At 71.1% G+C, this 16305-nt stretch carries 16 protein-coding genes; 7 read left to right on the top strand and 9 right to left on the bottom strand.

Translation table 11 applies throughout. From position 1 onward, the window contains the following. The first annotated feature begins 209 nt into the window (after positions 1-209). From ABZ919_RS02485 to ABZ919_RS02470, 4 genes are all read left to right on the top strand, one after another. Positions 210-1796 (top strand): Na+/H+ antiporter, encoded by a 1587-nt coding sequence (locus tag ABZ919_RS02485; protein WP_361241556.1) that lies wholly within the window; start codon positions 210-212, stop codon positions 1794-1796. Positions 1797-1995: 199 nt separating this feature from the next. Then, positions 1996-2328, top strand: coding sequence for a hypothetical protein (locus ABZ919_RS02480; protein ID WP_361241553.1), 333 nt, complete (start codon positions 1996-1998; stop codon positions 2326-2328). A 55-nt stretch (positions 2329-2383) separates the two neighbouring features. After that, the gene (locus tag ABZ919_RS02475) at positions 2384-3358 is read left to right on the top strand and encodes a hypothetical protein (protein ID WP_361241550.1); all 975 of its coding nucleotides are present in this window, start codon (positions 2384-2386) and stop codon (positions 3356-3358) included. Next, on the top strand, positions 3355-5076 hold the full coding sequence (locus ABZ919_RS02470; protein ID WP_361241547.1) for a hypothetical protein: 1722 nt from the start codon (positions 3355-3357) through the stop codon (positions 5074-5076). Before ABZ919_RS02475 ends, ABZ919_RS02470 begins: the two co-directional genes overlap by 4 nt. On the opposite strand, the gene ABZ919_RS02465 is transcribed toward ABZ919_RS02470, so the two are convergent. The 5 genes from ABZ919_RS02465 to ABZ919_RS02445 all read right to left on the bottom strand — a co-directional run bounded on the left by ABZ919_RS02465 (position 5057) and on the right by ABZ919_RS02445 (position 11529). Then, positions 5057-6739, bottom strand: a complete 1683-nt coding sequence (locus ABZ919_RS02465) for an APC family permease (protein ID WP_361241544.1) — start codon at positions 6737-6739, stop codon at positions 5057-5059. The genes ABZ919_RS02470 and ABZ919_RS02465 overlap by 20 nt on opposite strands. Before the next feature lie 171 nt (positions 6740-6910). Then, on the bottom strand, positions 6911-8020 hold the full coding sequence (locus ABZ919_RS02460) for an alpha/beta hydrolase (RefSeq protein WP_361241541.1): 1110 nt from the start codon (positions 8018-8020) through the stop codon (positions 6911-6913). 58 nt (positions 8021-8078) lie between these two features. Beyond that, complete coding sequence (locus tag ABZ919_RS02455) at positions 8079-9050, bottom strand: hypothetical protein (RefSeq protein WP_361241538.1); 972 nt, start codon at positions 9048-9050, stop codon at positions 8079-8081. Between the two features lie 20 nt (positions 9051-9070). Further along, complete coding sequence (locus ABZ919_RS02450) at positions 9071-10189, bottom strand: Ca2+-dependent phosphoinositide-specific phospholipase C (RefSeq protein ID WP_361241535.1); 1119 nt, start codon at positions 10187-10189, stop codon at positions 9071-9073. An 83-nt stretch (positions 10190-10272) separates the two neighbouring features. Beyond that, positions 10273-11529 (bottom strand): alkyl sulfatase dimerization domain-containing protein, encoded by a 1257-nt coding sequence (locus tag ABZ919_RS02445; RefSeq protein WP_361241532.1) that lies wholly within the window; start codon positions 11527-11529, stop codon positions 10273-10275. 75 nt (positions 11530-11604) lie between these two features. Here ABZ919_RS02445 and ABZ919_RS02440 point away from each other — a divergent pair, with 75 nt between their 5' ends. The 3 genes from ABZ919_RS02440 to ABZ919_RS02430 are packed head-to-tail and all read left to right on the top strand — an operon-like array spanning position 11605 to position 13626. Then, a complete protein-coding gene (locus ABZ919_RS02440; protein ID WP_361241529.1) occupies positions 11605-12765 on the top strand; it encodes a helix-turn-helix domain-containing protein in 1161 nt (386 codons plus the stop codon). Beyond that, complete coding sequence (locus ABZ919_RS02435) at positions 12762-13310, top strand: DUF6545 domain-containing protein (RefSeq protein ID WP_361241526.1); 549 nt, start codon at positions 12762-12764, stop codon at positions 13308-13310. Before ABZ919_RS02440 ends, ABZ919_RS02435 begins: the two co-directional genes overlap by 4 nt. After that, positions 13204-13626, top strand: coding sequence for an NUDIX hydrolase (locus ABZ919_RS02430; protein ID WP_361241523.1), 423 nt, complete (start codon positions 13204-13206; stop codon positions 13624-13626). Before ABZ919_RS02435 ends, ABZ919_RS02430 begins: the two co-directional genes overlap by 107 nt. A gap of 27 nt (positions 13627-13653) precedes the next feature. Here ABZ919_RS02430 and ABZ919_RS02425 read toward each other — a convergent pair whose 3' ends face one another. From ABZ919_RS02425 to paaC, 4 genes are read right to left on the bottom strand one after another with little or no spacing between them, the layout of a single operon-like run. Further along, on the bottom strand, positions 13654-13788 hold the full coding sequence (locus tag ABZ919_RS02425) for a hypothetical protein (protein ID WP_361241520.1): 135 nt from the start codon (positions 13786-13788) through the stop codon (positions 13654-13656). Between the two features lie 36 nt (positions 13789-13824). After that, positions 13825-14958, bottom strand: a complete 1134-nt coding sequence (gene paaE, locus ABZ919_RS02420; RefSeq protein WP_361241517.1) for a 1,2-phenylacetyl-CoA epoxidase subunit PaaE — start codon at positions 14956-14958, stop codon at positions 13825-13827. Continuing rightward, positions 14958-15473, bottom strand: a complete 516-nt coding sequence (gene paaD / locus ABZ919_RS02415; protein ID WP_361241514.1) for a 1,2-phenylacetyl-CoA epoxidase subunit PaaD — start codon at positions 15471-15473, stop codon at positions 14958-14960. Before paaD ends, paaE begins: the two co-directional genes overlap by 1 nt. Continuing rightward, a complete protein-coding gene (gene paaC / locus ABZ919_RS02410; protein ID WP_361241511.1) occupies positions 15467-16300 on the bottom strand; it encodes a 1,2-phenylacetyl-CoA epoxidase subunit PaaC in 834 nt (277 codons plus the stop codon). Before paaC ends, paaD begins: the two co-directional genes overlap by 7 nt. Positions 16301-16305 lie beyond the last annotated feature (5 nt).

Below are 16305 nucleotides of genomic sequence, written 5' to 3'. Positions count from 1 at the left end.
AATCGAACCGTTGTCCTTCGACTCCGCTCCGAAGCGCCCGTCCAGGAGGGCGTCCGCCCGCCGGCCGGAACTGCCGGCGACACGTCCCTGCGGAGGCGGACACCGGACGGTTGCCGCTCCACTTCGGCTGCGTCGGCGCCCGATGTCGGTTACGTTGGTAGGGCCCGGTCGGACGGGGACAACAAGCCGTAAGCCACCGGGGATGCTCCATGACCGGCCTGACCGTCGTCCTGTTGTTGGTGGTCCTGGCCACCGCGGTGGCGACCGGTGCCCGGCGCTGGAGCCTGCCCGCCCCGTCGCTCCTCGTGGTCGCGGGTGTGGTCGTGGGGCTGATGCCCTGGGTGCCCGAGGTGCGCCTGCCGCCTCACGTGATCAGCGTGCTGGTGCTGCCGCCGCTGCTCTTCGCCTCGGCCGGGGAAATCTCCGTGCGCGACCTGCGCACCGTGTGGCGGCCGGTGACCGCCCTGGTCTTCGGCCTGGTCCTCGCCTCCGCCATCGGCGTCGGGTACGTGGCCGACGCGATCACCCCGCTCACCGGCGCGACCGCGTTCATCCTCGGTTCCGTCCTGGCCAGCACCGACCCCGTGGCCGTGACCGCGCTCGGCCGGCGCCTGTCCCTCCCACCTCGCGTGCAGGCCATGGTGCAGGCGGAAAGCCTGTTCAACGACGCCACCTCACTGGTCCTGTACAAGGTCGCCGTGGCCACCGCGGTGTCCGGCAGCGCCATCAGCGTGCCCGGGACGGCCCTGCAGTTCGTGATCCTTGCGGGCGGTGGAGCGCTCGTGGGCGCGGCGGTCGCCGCCGTGGTGGCCCTGATCCGCAGACGGACCGACGACTCCATGCTGGAGACCGTCATCGCACTGGTCACCCCCTACGCCTCCTACGTCGTCGCGGAGCAGTCGCACACCTCCGGGGTGACCGCGGTCATCGTGTCCGGGGTGGTCCTCGGCAGCACCAGCCACAAGCTCAGCGACGCCCCCGTCCGCCTCCAGGTCCACGCCGTCTACGACACCGTGACCTTCCTGCTGGAGAGCGTCGTCTTCGCCCTGATCGGCCTCGAGCTCCCCTCGGCCGTCCGCCATCTCGCGCGCGACGAGCACGGCTGGCCGCTGTGGGTGCCGGTGATCGCCTTCGCTCTGCTGGCGATCCGCCTGCTGTGGATCTTTCCCCTGTCCGCCCTGATCCACCACCGGCGAAGGGAGGGCGACACCCGCCTCTCCTGGCGTGTTCCGGCCGTCCTGTCCTGGGCGGGCACCCGCGGCGTCATGCCGCTGGCCGCCGCGCTCGCCCTCCCCCTGGTCACCCACACGGGGGCGCCCCTGCCGCACCGGGCGCTCATTCTCACGCTCACCACCGGAACCATCGCGCTCACTCTCGTCTTCCAGGGCTTCACACTGGCTCCCGTCGTCCGCCGCGCCGGCATCGCTCTGGAACCGGAGCACACCGCGCGCGAGGAGGCCCGGACCCGCCGGCGCATCGCCCACGCCGCTCTCGACGAGCTCAAACTGCTGGGCGATCCGGATCAGCTCGCCGATCTGGGTGCCGCCGCCGAGACCGCCTTGAAACAGGCCCGCCGTCATCTGGAAGCGCGCATCCACCAGGTCGAAGACGCTCACTACAGCGACCCGGACGCCCGTCCCGCCGACGCCTACCGTGAGATCCGCCGGACACTCATCGCCATCGAGTCGGCCGAGCTCCAGCGCCTCTACGAGGCGAACAAGATCAGCAACGGCACCCGGCGCCGGCTCCAGCACGAACTCGACCTCGAAGAAGCCAGCCTCCGCGGTGTCGACTGACCGGCAAGGCTTCCCCCGACGAGCACCTGCAGGGGGCGGGGAAGGATTCGTCCGGTACCCGGGCCGGGGCTGAGACAGGCCGATCAGCCCGGGGCGGCTTGCCCCGGTGAGTACGCTGGTATGGGCGTTGACGCGGGCAAGCACGGAACCGGCTTCGGCGCCCTGGTGGGAGTCCTGAGCTCGAGGCGGGGGCGTTGGCATGGCTACGAGGATCTCGGTGACCGTCAAGGGGCTGACCGGTCTGGACGATCCGGACCGGATGCTCGGCGAGCTGGAGGCGGAGACCGGTCTGTCGTGGTGTTCGCGTGCCGTCGACGAGGGCAGGGTGCTGACCGGCGGCATCGTCGAGATCGTCCTCGTGGCCGTGGTCGGCAAGGCCACCGAGATGGCCGTGTCGTCCGCGGTGGACGCCGTGAAGCGGATTGTCGAACGCTGGCGCGAAGAGCGGCTGGATCCACCCGAGACCTCGGTCGTCACCGAGTCCGTACCCGACTCCGCGGCGGAGCCGGCGGCGGAAGGGCTGGACGGCTGAGATGGCGTCCCGCGCGGTGGTGATAGGACCGGCGAGGTACGCCGTCAATTCGGGGTTGGAGAGCCATCCGCCGATCGGCGAGAGCGCGCGTATGTACGGCGAGGTCCTCGCGGGCGACGAGATGTGGGGCACCGACTGCTGCCGGGTCCTGACCGAGGACGACGTCCAGACGGCTGACGGCGTGATGAGGGCGTTGCAGCAGGCCGCCGACGAGACGGGGCCCGACGACATCTTCCTGGTGGTGTATGTCGGCCACGGTCAGTACTGGAGTGACGTTCCCGGCGCACAGGTCCACTTCTCGCTGGGCTCGTCCTGCCGGGACAAGCCATGGACATGGCTCTCCAGTTGGTACGTCTACCGCGTCATGCGCAAGGCCAGGGCGAGGCTGAAGGTCCTGATCGCCGACTGCTGTTACTCAAATCTGCTGCCTCAGCTGGGGGAGGAGCCCGTCCTTCCCGGAGTCCTGGGCGCGCTGGACGAGGGCACCTGTGTGTTCACGGCCGTCAAGAACGCGAACTTCGCGTCTGCCGACGGCTGCTCGGCCCTGCCGGGGAACCTCTCGAAGTGCACCCCGTTCAGCGGGCATCTGCTGCACATACTGCTGGATGGCACGAAGGACCACAATCACCAGCTCACCATCGGCCTCCTGCGGGAGGCGGTGAAGAAGGAGATGGAGAACTGCACGGGTGCCGAGCACCAGGTACCGAGGATGTCGCTGAACGACGCCCGTGACGGAACCCCTCTCTTCACCAACCAGATGGAGCTCAAGAAGCGTGACCCGGTCCCGCAACTCCCGGTCGAGCCCGCTGACTGGGTCAAGTCGTTGCTGATGGACCGCGACTCCCGCCTCGACGAACTGCTCAAGGACGAGCGGAAGACGGGCGACGTGGTCGCTCTGCTCGGCTCCAGGCCGGACGAGGCCAGCCGGCATCTCGCGCGGCACATCGACGTCAGGGCCAACGAGGTGTTCAGCTCGCCCCAGGCCTTTGCCCGCTACTGGAACCAGGTGGAGAAGGCACTGCGCGTATGACGGAGGGCCAGCAGGCCACGGGCTCCGGCGTGGCCAGGAGTTCCGGGGACGACGGTGCGACGGAGCCGTGGAGCTTCGGCTACGAATGGGTGACCAAGTGCTCGGTCGCCGCCTTCAAGGAGCGCATGCAGGCCATGCGGGAGGGGGAGCGGCCCGTCACCGAGAGCAGCGAGAGGCCGCGGCCCGCCAACGCGATCAGGGCCCTGCACGCTTTCGCCATGCTCAGCACCATCGACCGGCTCATCGAATGCGCGGTGAGTTTCGACTACCGGGACGCCGTCAACATGGTGGCCACCGCGGCGCTGAGCCGGAACATCATTCATGCCGCGCAACTCGCCATCCGGCAGTGGGACGCCGAGGGTGCGGGTGAGGGCGGGCACCCGCGGCTGACGGACGGCGTCATCCATGACATCGCCTGCCAGCGGACGGTGCTCGACGTCGCCGTCTTCGTCCGGGAGTGCCGGGGCGCCGGGAAGAGCGAGCTGGTGGACAGGACGCTGCGCGTGTTCACCGCACCGAGTTCGGGGCGCACCAATCTCGACAAGGCCCTCCTCTACATCGCGCTGCGTGACGAGAAGTGCGGGGAGGAGGCCGCCGAGCTCCTCCGCCAGACCCTCGTCGCGATCACCGAGCACGCGCACGTGCCGTCGCAGGCCTCGTACACCGTCCCCCGGGAGTTCCAGGACCTCGCCGGTGCGCTCCACCAGCTCAGTCCCTCCGAGCGGATCCTGGAGGAGTGGGTCGACGCACAGTTGCGGATTCCGGATCACGTACCCGAGACGAGACGGATCGTGGCCCATCTGATCGCCACCCGGACCGACAGTCCCGACACCCTCGTGGAGCACGTCGGCACACGGCTGTCACAGCATGACATCGCGGAGATCTGCGGCCAGTTGGTCAGACAGGGTTCCGCCGACAAGTGCGTGCTGGTCCGCCGGCACGCCGCGTCGCGCGACAACGTGGAGCACCTGGCGGAGATCGTCATCGCCTGGCACCGCTCAGAGGCTCTCACCAGGACGACCAAGGACCTGCTCGCCGACATCGTGGCCAGGGGGACGGCGCGAGCGGCCGGGCCCCGCTCGCCGGTGGAACTCGACTACCTGGACACCGTACTGGGCAACTTCAACGCCCAGCCGGAATGCCGGAGACTGCTGCGCATCGCCGCCGCGGCGCACACCGACGGACGCTCCGGAAGCGATCTGGCGGGTCTGCTGGTCAGGATCGAGCGGCCGAGGGACCGCAACCGTGTGGCACAGACGATCGCCCAGCGGCTGGCCGCGCGCGTCCTCGAACAGGGCGCCGACGCCCGGCTCTTCGTCGAGTACGTCAGGGAGCTGCGGGGTCATGGCCGCGCCGAGGCCGTCGATCTGGCCTGCAAGGAACTGGCGGACCCGTCCGACCCGGTCGGCGTGCTCCGGGGTTCGGGTGCGGTCATCGCCGAGATCGCCGCCTGCCTGTACGGTGCAGCGCTGCCCCGCGACGGCTGGGACCTGCTCGAACGATGCCTGGAGAACGAGCAGCGCGTCACCCCTCAGGACGTGGCGCTGGTCGTCGACCGGCTGCGCACCAGCACGATGGAGCAGGAGGACAGGTATTTCCTGCTCCGTGCCACGGTGGGCCGCTGGTCCGACGCGAACCGCCGGGAGGAGGCGGTCCTGGAGCTGAGCGGGAGGGGATTCGAGGCGGAGGCCACGGAGGTCATTCGTTCGCTGCGTTAGCGGCCGCGGCGGGTCGGCCGGTGACCGGAGTCGGGAGCATGGGCGCCACTTCGGCCATGTGGCGTCTGGACGCGTCGACCAGGCCCTCGAAGGCCACGAGCGCCGCGGCGACGGCCAGGAAGCCACCGAGGAGCTTGGGGAGGACATGGACCGAGGAATTGCCCAGCAACGTCAGCAGCGTCAGCAGCGCGAGATGACCGGTCAGCCAGAGCGCAGCCTGGGCGGCGGGACTGGTGCGCCAGAGCCGGAACCGTGTCACGTGCACCTTGGCGTCGTACATCCGGCCGAAGGCGGGCAGCCACCGGGCGAGGATCGGCAGGCACAGCAGCAGGGCGCAGCCCGCCGTGAGGGTCGCCATGCCCCGCCACAGGGAAGCCCAGCCCGCCCCGTAGAGGATCAGCGCGATCAGGGCGAAGCCGGCCCGCGCCAGGACCTCGCGCACGCCGCGCCGCAGGCGGGACCAGCCGGTCAGATGGTCGCGCAGCGACACGAGGACGACGCCCGGGACGGCGTAGACGACCAGTGTCAGGACTCCGGTGATCGCGACGAGGGAGTTCCAGCTGCCGCCGACCGCGAGTAACGCGATGCCCGCGACGAAGAAGTCGACGACCAGGACCAGCCAGTACACGTCGTACCGCCGTCTCAGGGACGCCTTGTGGGCGGTTTGCAGCCCGCGGTGCGTGAGATGGGCCCGGCTGAGCGCTGCCACCTCACGGGTGAGCGCATGGGCGAAGACGAGTCCCGCGCCCATGGGTGAGATCACGGCGCCGATCCTGAGCAGCCACAGGAGCCACCACAGGGAGAGGGCGAAGGCGAACTGGGCGTAGGGCGACGGCTCGGTGCCGGCCGGATTCCAGTAGGCCGCCTGGTACTTCGTGAAGACGACCTGGAGCGATATGTACAGGACCATCGCGCCGGTGATCGTTCCGAAGACCGCCCTGCGGAGCCGGGCCGCCTCGCGGATTCCCCGTTCCCACCGCTTGATGTTCCCGGCGAAGTCCAGTGGTCCCTGGAAGCCGACGTAGGCGAAGATCACGCCGCTGTCGACGACCGCTGCCAGGGCGGCGCCGGCGCCTTTTCCGGTGCCGCCGCCACTCGCGTGGGGACTGTGGTGGTCGAAGCCGGCCGCGATCAGGAGGGCGACGGTCAGAACGGGGATGACGACTTTCACCACCGTCAGCCAGGAGTTGATCCTGAAGAAGATCCGCGGGGCGGCGAGATTCACCGCGGAGATCGCCGCCATGAACCCCAGCGCGTAGCCCCAGCCTTTGAGGGTGAGCGCCTGAGAGGGGTCCAGGAGCCCGCGGACCTTCCAGGACAGGCCCCTCGTCATCGCGACGGCCTCACAGGAGAGGTTGATCGCGTAGAAGATCCACAGGCCGGCCGCGACCACGGTCGCCACGAGCGCGCCGCTGCTCTGCAGCGGCAGGAATACCAGCCCGCCGGTCTTGGGGGCGACGGTGCCCAGCTCGACCATGACCGCAGCGATCAGCAGCATGAGCAGGCCGCCGAACACCCAGGCGAGATAGGCGTCCGAACCGGCCCGGTGGAACGCCTCGTTCGCGCCCAGCAGCCAGCCGGAACCGATCATGCCTCCGGCCGCCAAACCGACGAGGTGGAACACCGACAGCCGCCGCTGCTCGTCCTCGTAATCGGCCCGCACCGGCTGCCGGCCCTGAGGGCTTAATTCTCGGACACTCATCCGTCCAGTTCCCCCGTGTAGCTCCGGAATCCTCACGCACAGTGGCGAACAGGGTACTGGTCCGTGCGGGCCCGGGACACGTGGTTGCGGCCCGCACCCAACCGTTCCGTCAGAGGCCGGCGGGCGGCAGAGTCACCGCGACTCCGCGAGCGACACCGCCGTGAGTCTGTCCACGGCCGTCGCCACCGCCTCAGGGCTGGAGATCATCGTCAGGTGCCGGGCGCCCGGAACGAGTGTCGCAGGGGGTGCGCCGATGCGCCGGGCGGTCTCCTGCGGCGTCTGCCGGGTGAACACGTCGTCCTGGGCACCGAACACCACCGACTTGGGCAGGCGCACCCCGGCGAGCCGGGCCACCCGGTCCGCCGGCAGGCCCGGCACGCCCGCGGCCAGCATGCTCCAGAGCGCGCTCTCCGCGCCCGGCATCCGGAGCGGGCGTCGCCACTGATCGACGCCGGCGGCGTCCAGGGGCGGACAGGCAGGCCCGCACTGTGCGCCGTACACACTGCGGATCACCGCGTCGATGCCGAGCCCGAGCCGCAGCAGGCTGGTGCGGTACGGGTCGATCAGCACGTACTTGAAGGCCGGCGGCGGCCCGGCCCCCGTGTCGAGGGCGTCGCCGTCGAGGAGCATCACACCCCCCAGCCGGCCCGGGGCCCGCAACGCCGCCTCGGTGACGACGGCGGCTCCGCTGGAGTGCCCCACCAGCAGCGGGCGCTCGCCCGGACCGCCGAGGTGCATGGCGTCCAGGAAGCCCAGGAGCTGCCGGGTGAAGTGGTCGACGGTGTACGGGCCGTGGCGCTCGCTGTACCCGTCGCCCGTCAGGTCGAGCGCGTACACCCGGTGGTCGCGGGCGAGCAGCGGGGCAAGACGCGACCAGGTGTCCACGGATTCGAAGGCGCCGTGCACCAGGACGACCGGTGGTCCCGCCGTACCCCAGGTCTGGAAGCGCGTGCGGATGTCGGCGGCCTGCACATACCTGAGCCCCCGCGGCGGCGCGGCTCGCCCGGCCGTGACGCCGTTGTAGACGAACGAGGCCGCTGTGACGACCACCAGCACGACGGCGCAGCCCAGCGCGGCGCGCCGCAGCCACCGCCGCAGCCGGGAGCGATGGGGCCGGTGCGCGCGCTCGGCACGGAGCGGTGGGGGAGCGGACGCCGGACGGGCGCCCCCGCCCTCGTCTCCGTCCCCGCCCTCGTCTCCGTCCCCGTCTCGGGCTCCTGCTCGGTGAAGATCGGCTGTCACGGGCCACAGCATCGCTCACCGCCGCCCCGCGGTCATCCTGCGGGGGGAGCCATCGTGACTACTCCGCCGGGTGCAGGGGGGTGCTGGGACGGGGCGGAGCTCCGGTCGTGTCTCCGGCGTCCCCGGAACTCCGGTGCCGCTCCCGCACTCGTGACGCAGGCTGGTAGTTCGGGCCCGCGGTTTCGTCCACGCGGGCGAGCAGCAGTGCACACGGGGGTTCGAGGCGCTCCGCGAACACCGTCGAGAAATCCTCGCCGAGCAGCTGCCACGGCAGGGCCGTCAGGTCGTCGGTGAGGTCCTCCAGCCGCTGACGCAGCCGTAGAGCGGGAGGAAGGAGTCTGCGCTGTGCCGCGCATCCCTTCCGTGACAGCAGGTCCCAGCCTTCGTCGATCTCCTGAACGGTGTGGCCCCGCGATGTGCTCAGCCAGTCATCTGGGTATCCCAGCCATTCGTTGTGCACGATCGATGCCTCCGAGGACGTCAGACCGGCCGAGGCCAGCAAGGCCCAGTGGGTGTCCCCCCGCCATTCGCGGATCGCGTTCACGGCGTGCCAGCCCGACAGCAGGGGGTTGTGCGGGCGGGGCATGGAGACGGTCGCACCGAACAGCACGCGCCCCAGCCTCGGGAGGCGGTCGACCGCGGACCACAGTGCCGGCCCCATCTCGATCAGCGGATCGACGATGCCGGGCGCATGGCGGCGCAGCCCCTCGTCGACGGCCTCGTCGCGCAGGCGCCAGAATGCGCGGAAGGCGGCCGGATCCCCCTGCAAGAGGTCGAAGGTGAGGGCGATGCCGGCCGAGCTGATGGTGCCGAACGCGGCGGTCAGTGCCTCGGGCCCGGCAGGTGCGAGCGGCGCGCCCCGGGAGGCGATGTAGCCGAGCGGCCCCGGCAGGCCACGAGCCTCGAACCGCGCCACAGCCCCTGGATCCCAGAAGATCCATCCGACGGTGCTCTGCACGGAGCGCGCGTTGCGACGGCTGATCGCACGCCACTGTCCGTCCGCGGGCCGGCCCTGCCATGGATCGATCATCTCCGTCATCTCCTGGCCCGTCAGCAGTTTCGAAGCCGGACGGTGAAGGCGTCAGGTGCCTTCATCCAGTCGAAGGTGGTGGCGCTGGAGTGGCCCTCCTGGGCGAGATACTCGACGCGTCGGGCCGCGGCGGCGGGGTCGGGATCGGTGTCGTCGAGCGTGGGGACCACGCTCTCCGCCGAGCCTTCGACGGTGAGGTAGTGGCTGCGGCAGTACCACGGCATGGCGTACCCGTCGTTCAGCCAGCGGGTGGCCTGGGTGTCGAAGAGGACGAACCAGGGACGCAGTTCGGCATCGTAGACGAGCCGGGGGTCGCCGTTCGGGCTCGGCCTGGTCATGGCGGGCCACATGGAGGCCTCTGCCAGCCGGCCGGCTGCCGCGAGCCCGGCCAGGTGCTGGGCGTATTCCTGTTCGGTGGAGAGGTGGTCCAGGTCGTAGCCTGCGAGCTTGTTCTCTATGGTGCCGGTGATCGGGTAGACGAGGAACTTTCCCCGGAGCTGGTTCCAGGTGGGCCAGGCTCCGGCCCTCGCCGCGGCGTCGGGGGTCGGGTAGGTGGTCCCGAGCATGTCCGCGGGTGTGAAGAGGTTCCCGGAACCAAGGTGTTTCGCCACCAACTGGTCCAGTTGGGCCGGTCCCATGCCTGCTTTGGAGCGGAAGCCCCATTTGAGTTCGAGTTTGAGGTAAACGGGGTCGTGACGGGGATGCGCGTCGCTCCAGGCCCTGAGATCGTCGAGGCACGTTCTGAGGCTGCCGTTCTCCCACGTGGTCTTGAGGGCGCCTGACCCAGTGGTGTAGGTGCAGTTGTCGTCGTCGGCCAAGGGATCGGAATGGCTGACGACCCATCCGCCGGGATTGCCGTACGTGCTGTACGTGTCGATCTCCAGCAGGTGCGCTCCGAGATCGAGGCCCGTGGTGATCGACTTGGACTTGCTCTTGTCGTAGGCGTTGTGCAGTCCCGACACGGAGATCTGGTTCAAGGGAACGCCGTCGAAGGCCGATGTGTCTGCCGTCGGCTCGACCGTGACGGCGTGGCCGGGTGCCGGGGAGACCCACGGCGAGGCCAGGCCGAGCACCACGGTGGCGGCGAGACCACAGGCCTTGCGGCGCCATGGACGGGCTTGCGCTCGAGCGGGGGGCATCGGAGCTCCTTGCTTCCGGGAGAGTCGTGCGCGGCATGGTCCGGCACGGAGGTGAGACCGCCCTGCCGTCGTCCGTACGCGGGTCAGGGCTTGCCACCGGACCGTTCTCGGGACTCCGCGGCGGCCCAGGTGAAGATGCCCTGGGCCATCAGGGAGGCCTCCGACTCGGCACGTGCCTGGTTGATGTCGGCGCGTACGGCGTGTGTCGCGGTGTCGTCGGGGGCGGCCTGCACCGCGAACTCCGCGAGGTGGCCGGCGACCCTCAGCTCGCCCGCGTCGGCGTAGCGCCGGGCCGCTTCCGCCAGGGCGGCCGCACCGCCCGCGAGGTCCGCCAACGCGGTGGCGAGCCGGTCCTCGGGAGCCGGTTTGAGGTGCGCGGGATTGCCGTCGTACCACCCGGCATAGCGCCGCCACAGGTTGCGCACGATGAATTCGGGTTCGTCGTACTTGGCTTGCAGGTAGACGCGGTCGGCCAGATGGGCGGGCGGGCGCACGCAGTGGAGCAGGTCGTCCAGCCGGGCGCCGGAGTTGAGTCCGTCCAGCGTCTGCTGGACCAGGCTCTCCAGCCACTGGGCGGTCTCGGTGAGCGCCAGGCGGATCCGGTCGGCTCCGAAGACCGGCGCCCCGTGCGAGGGCAGCATGATCTCCGCGTCCAGGGCCGCCATGCGGCGCAGTGCGAGCGCCCACTCGCGTGGGTAGCGTTGCACCTTCTGTGGGTTGCCGCAGTTGGGCGTCACCCAGATGAACATGTCTCCGGGGCACAGGATGCGGTGTTCGGGGATCCAGGCGACGGTCGCGTCGTCGGTCTCGCCCTGTACGTGGAAGAGCTCGAAGGACAGCTCGCCGCGCGTCAGGGTCAGCGCCTCCCGGTACGTCAGGTCGGGCCTGCGGTACCGGGTCGGCCAGGTCAGCTCCGGTGCCTGGAACTGCCGTTGGTTGACGACCGTGTTGTAGCCGCCGGTCAGCAGGTAGCGGTCGAACCGGTCCCCGACCCGTTCGTGGGCGAGCACGGTCGGGCGCGGCGCGTCCTCCGCATCGAAGGGACCCATCCCGAAGACATGGTCGATGTGCCCGTGGGAGAAGACGGCGGTGGTCACCGGGAGCCGGCTCCAGGCGCGGACGGCCTGGTGGAGGTCGTCGGCGGCCAGCGGGTTGCCGGTGTCGAACAGGATGACCTCGCCGCCCGTGCGGAAGACGACGACATTGCCGAAGCCGGGGTACCAGCCGATGCCGTCGACCACCTCGATGACGCCGGAGGCCGACTGCCCCGCATGGACGATGCTGTCGTCGACGGCGCCGTGCCAGACCCGGTCCGCGTAGTCGGTGAGGGAGAAGCTCATGGTGCCCATGCCACCGTGAAGCCCTGCCCGGGGGAATCGGCCGCGAGGCCACCGACGGCTGCCTAGAGTTGTGACATGTCACAGGGAGACGCCGCGCGCGACGGCGCGATCCGGCTGGCAGCACGCCTCGAACCGAGGGTCAATCAGCTGGCCAGGGACGTCGTGGAGCGCCAGCGGGCCGAGATTCCGGGCTTCGCGCTCCTGCCGGCCGAGATGCGGGACGTGGAGATCGCGGCGACGGCCCGCCACGCCATACGTGGCTTCCTCCGCCATGTGCGAGGCGTGCCGGACATCGACGTCGAGGTGTTCCGGGAACGCGCCGCCGAGCGTGCCGAGGAGGGCCTCCCCCTGGTGCAGTTGCTCAGGGGGTACCACGTCGGTGCCGAGGTACTGCTGGACGCGCTGGGCGAGTTGGCCCGTCCGGGCGAGGAGGCGGCACTGCAGTCCTTGACCCGCATGCAGCTCACCGCGTTGCAGGCCACCGTCGAGATGGTCACCGAGGCGTACTTCGCGGGCCTCGCCGACCAGCAGGGTGCGGCACGGGAGCTGAGCCGGGCGCTCATCGGCGGTGACGGGCCCGAGGAGGTCGCCGCCCGTTGCGGGCTGTCCCTGGAGCCCGGCTACCTCGTGCTCAGTGTGCGGGCCCCCGAGCCGCGGACACCGGTGGCGGTACGCAGGCTGCTGCGCTGTGTGGTCGCCCGGCTCGCCCCGCTGGCCGAGGGCCGCGTTCTCAGCCTGCCGGACGAATGCGGCGGCTGTGTCCTGCTGCCCTCCCGGATCGCGCTCGACGCCGTGGCCGGCCGGCTCTTCTCCCGTCTTCCAGCTCCACCGGTCGTGGGCGCCGCGACTGCGGTCACCTTCCAGGAGGTCCCCGCAGCGGCCGAGCGAGCCCGCCGTATCGCGGCCGTCGCGGACAAGCCGGGCCTGCACCGATTGCGGGACGTGCTGCTCGACTACCATTTGTCGGCACCCGCGGACAGCGCACCCGAACTGGGTGCCCTGCTGGCCCCGCTGGACCACCAGCCGGGCCTGATCGCGACCGTGGCCGCCTTCCTCGACTGTGACTTCGACCGGCGCCGTACGGCTCAGGCACTGGACGTGCACCCCAACACGGTCGACAACCGCCTGGCCCGCGTCGTCGAGTTGACCGGCGTCGATCCGCACACCGCCCGCGGCGTCCAGCTCTTCGGCGCCGCGCTGACCCTGCACCGGATCGCCGGCCGGGACCACCGGTGACACCTCCGAGCCCGGACCCTTCGCCGCCGGCGCGCCTGGACCGATTCGCCACGCACATCCGCGATGTGGTCTTCCTGCTGAGGGGTCACGCGCCGTACGACCTCGCCGGGCGTGCCTTCGCGCGCGCCGAGACCGGCGGCGCGCCGAAGCACGCCACCGAGGTGCAGGCCGAAGCGCTCTGGATCGGCGCCGCGCCGTCCGTGGCCGACGAGCCCACGCACGAGTCGGCCGGCGTCAGCGCGCCGTATCCCTTCGACCCCGGGGCCACTCCGGGCGAGGGGGTCAGCCACCTGCGGGACCTGGCGTCCGCCTACCGGCTCACGACCTCGCGGACGCCCGGAACCTGCTCACCCGTCAGCCCACCGGCCGCAGTTGACCAACCGATACCGACAATTCCGAGGTCCGCACATGACTCCGCCCACCCCTGCGCGTCCCACGATGTCCGCCGCGGCAGTCCTTCAGGACGGCGCGGGCCGGTTCCTGATCGTCAAGCCCGGCTACAAGCCAGGCTGGAATCTTCCGGGCGGCGGGGTCGACGAGGGTGAGACGCCGGCCCAGGCGGCGCGCCGTGAACTGCTGGAGGAGCTCGGCGTCGACCAGCCGATCGGGCGGCTCCTGGTGAGCGCCTTTGTCCGGACGCCGGCCGGCAGCCACATGTACTTCGTCTTCGACGGCGGAGTCCTCGGCGAGGAGCAGAGGGCCGCCATCGTCCTCCAGGAGAGCGAGCTGGCCGACTACCGGTTCAGCGCACCGGACGAGATCGGGCCGGACGAGATCCCCGCGCCCGTGCGGCCGGTCTGGGAGGCGGCGCTGGCGTGTCTCACGGAGGGAAGCACCGCATACCGCGAGTTCGTCCGATGACCGAGAGCCGGGGCCAGGCGGCGAAGCCTACTGGGGCCCGTGGGCCTCAGGCCCGAGGATCTCGGCCACCCTGCTGCTGATGAAGTCCAGGAGTTCCGCCCGCGCGGCGGCGGGGAGACTGGCCTGACCGGTCTCCCAGCGCGACACGGCGTTGGTCCCCACACCCAGGGCCGCACCCGACTCGGACTGAGACTCCCCTCAGCTGTCGAAGTCGACCGTCAGGGTCTCGGAGACCGGATACGTCTGGCAGGTCAGCACGTATCCCGCGTCGACCTCGGACCGTTCCAGTGCGTAGTTGCGGCGCATGTCCGCCTCGCCCTCGGTGACGCGGGCGCGGCAGGTGCCGCAGACGCCGCCCTTGCAGGCGAAGGGCAGGTCGGGGCGGATCCGGGCCGCGGAGTCGAGGATGGTGGCCTCGCGGGAGAGCGCGGACGTGGTGGAGCGGCCGTCCAGGACGACGGTGACCTGGCTGACCGGCCCGTCGGCGCGGGGCTCCTCGTGGCGCACGGGCGCCACGGGCTCCTCGCCCGCGAAGAAGAGTTCCTGGTGGATCCGGTCGCCGGACACGCCCAGACCCGCCAGCACCTGCTGGGCGTCGAGGACCATGCCGTGCGGGCCGCACAGCCACCAGTGATCGGCGTCGGAGACGTCGACCAGGCCGTCGATGAGCGCGGCCAGCCGGTCGGCGTCCAGACGGCCGGTCAGCAGCTCGGCCTCACGCGGCTCGCGCGAGAGCACGTGCGCGAGCTGGAACCGGGCCGGGTAGAGGTCCTTCAGGTCGGCCAGTTCGTCGGCGAACATCACCGAGTCGGTGCGGCGGTTGCCGTAGAAGAGGGTGACCCGGGAGCGGTCGTCGGCGGCGAGGACGGACTCGGCGATGGAGAGCATCGGCGTGATGCCGGAGCCGGCCGCGATCAGCACATGGTGTCCGGGCGTGCCGAGGTCGGGGGTGAAGGCACCGGTCGGGGCCATCACCTCGACGGTGTCGCCCGGCTCGACCTCGTGGACCAGCCAGGAGGAGAACAGGCCGCCGGGGACCACCCGGACACCGATCCGGGGCCGGGAGCCCACGGGGGAGCAGATCGAGTACGAGCGCCGTTCGTCGCGTCCGTCCACCTGGCGCCGGAGGGTGAGCGACTGGCCGGGCTCGAAGGCGAACTCCTGCGTCAGCTCGTCCGGGATGTCGAAGCCCACTGCGACCGCGTCCTCGCACAGCCGCTCCACCGCGGCCACCCGCAGCGTGTGGAAGGCCGGGCGGCGGCGCGTGCGCCGCGCGGCGGCGGGAGGCGTCTCGCCGGGGGCCGCGTCGGTGGGGGCCAACAGGTCCTCCATCAGATCTCCTTGACGTACTCGAACGGTTCGCGGCAGGCCCGGCAGCGCCACAGGGCCTTGCAGGAGGTGGCGCCGAAGCGAGAGGTCTCCTCCGTGTCGGTCGCGCCGCAGCGCGGGCACGGCACCACCTGCCGGGTGGCCGACAGGACCAGCGGCACCGGTCCCGGCGCCGGGCGCGGCGCGGGTCCCGGGGGCGCGATGCCGTGCTCGGCGAGCTTGCGGCGGCCTTCCGGGGTGATCCAGTCGGTGGTCCACGGCGGGTCGAGGACCGTGCGCACTTCCACCCGCCGGTAGCCGGCGGCCTTCAGGCGCGCGGCCACCGCCGCCCGCATCTCGGACATGGCGGGACAGCCGGAGTAGGTCGGCGTGAGGTCCGCGACCACCGTGCCCTCGCCGGTCACCGTCACCCCCCGCAGCACACCGAGGTCGGCGAGGGTGAGCATGGGCAGCTCCGGGTCGGGCACCTGCTCGGCGACGTGCCGGGCGTGCCGGGCGTCGGTGAGGGCGGTCACCATGTCGCCTCCGGGTGGGCACGGGCCACGCTCTGCAGCTCCGCCAGCAGCGGGGCGAGGTGCTCGGTGTGGTCGCCGTCGCGTCCGGAACCGGCCGCCGCCGGCGCGGTGTCCGGCCGGTGCAGCCCCGCCGCTTCGGTAACCTGTCCCAGCACGGCGAGGACCTCCGTCTCCGCGTCGTGGGCGCCGAACAACTCGGCCAGGTGCGGCGCCACTTGCGCGAGGCCGGCGCGCATCCGACGGTGCGACTCCTCGGTGCCGTCGCCGAGCCGGACGACCCACTCGGCCGCGTACTGGCGGTGGTACGTGAGCTCCTTCACGCCCTTGGCGGCGACGGCGGCGAGCACCGGGTCGGGAGAGGCGGAGAGCCGCTCGAAGTGGGCCAGGCGCCAGGCGGAGAACACCAGCAGCCGCGCCATGGAGAACGCGAAGTCCCCGTTGGGCAGTTCGGCCAGAGTCACGTTGCGGAAGTCGCCCGCGTCGCGGAAGTAGGCGTAGGCGTCCTCGCCGCGCCCGGTGCCGTCGACCTGGCCGCAGCGGGCGTACAGCAGGCGTGCCTGGCCGAGCAGGTCGAGCCCGATGTTCGCGAGGGCCACCTCCTCCTCCAGCTCCGGCGCGCGGGTCGTCCACTCGGCCAGGCGCTGGGCCGTGACGAGTGCGTCGTCGGCGAGTGCCAGGCAGCAGGCGGCCAGCTCCGCCCGGTCGACGTCCTCGGGAACGGCCGTGCTCACGCCGTACAACGGGTCCTCGAAGCCGGTTCCGAAGGCCCAGCGGGCGTCGCTGTCGTCGTGCCCCTCGGCCAGGGACAGGTAGACGTGGTCGTCACTCATGGCCC

It is taken from the genome of Streptomyces sp. NPDC046759 (assembly GCF_040645475.1).
Classification (GTDB): domain Bacteria; phylum Actinomycetota; class Actinomycetes; order Streptomycetales; family Streptomycetaceae; genus Streptomyces.
Note: the sequence above shows the minus strand (reverse complement) of the source record. Positions and strands in the feature narration are given on the sequence as shown.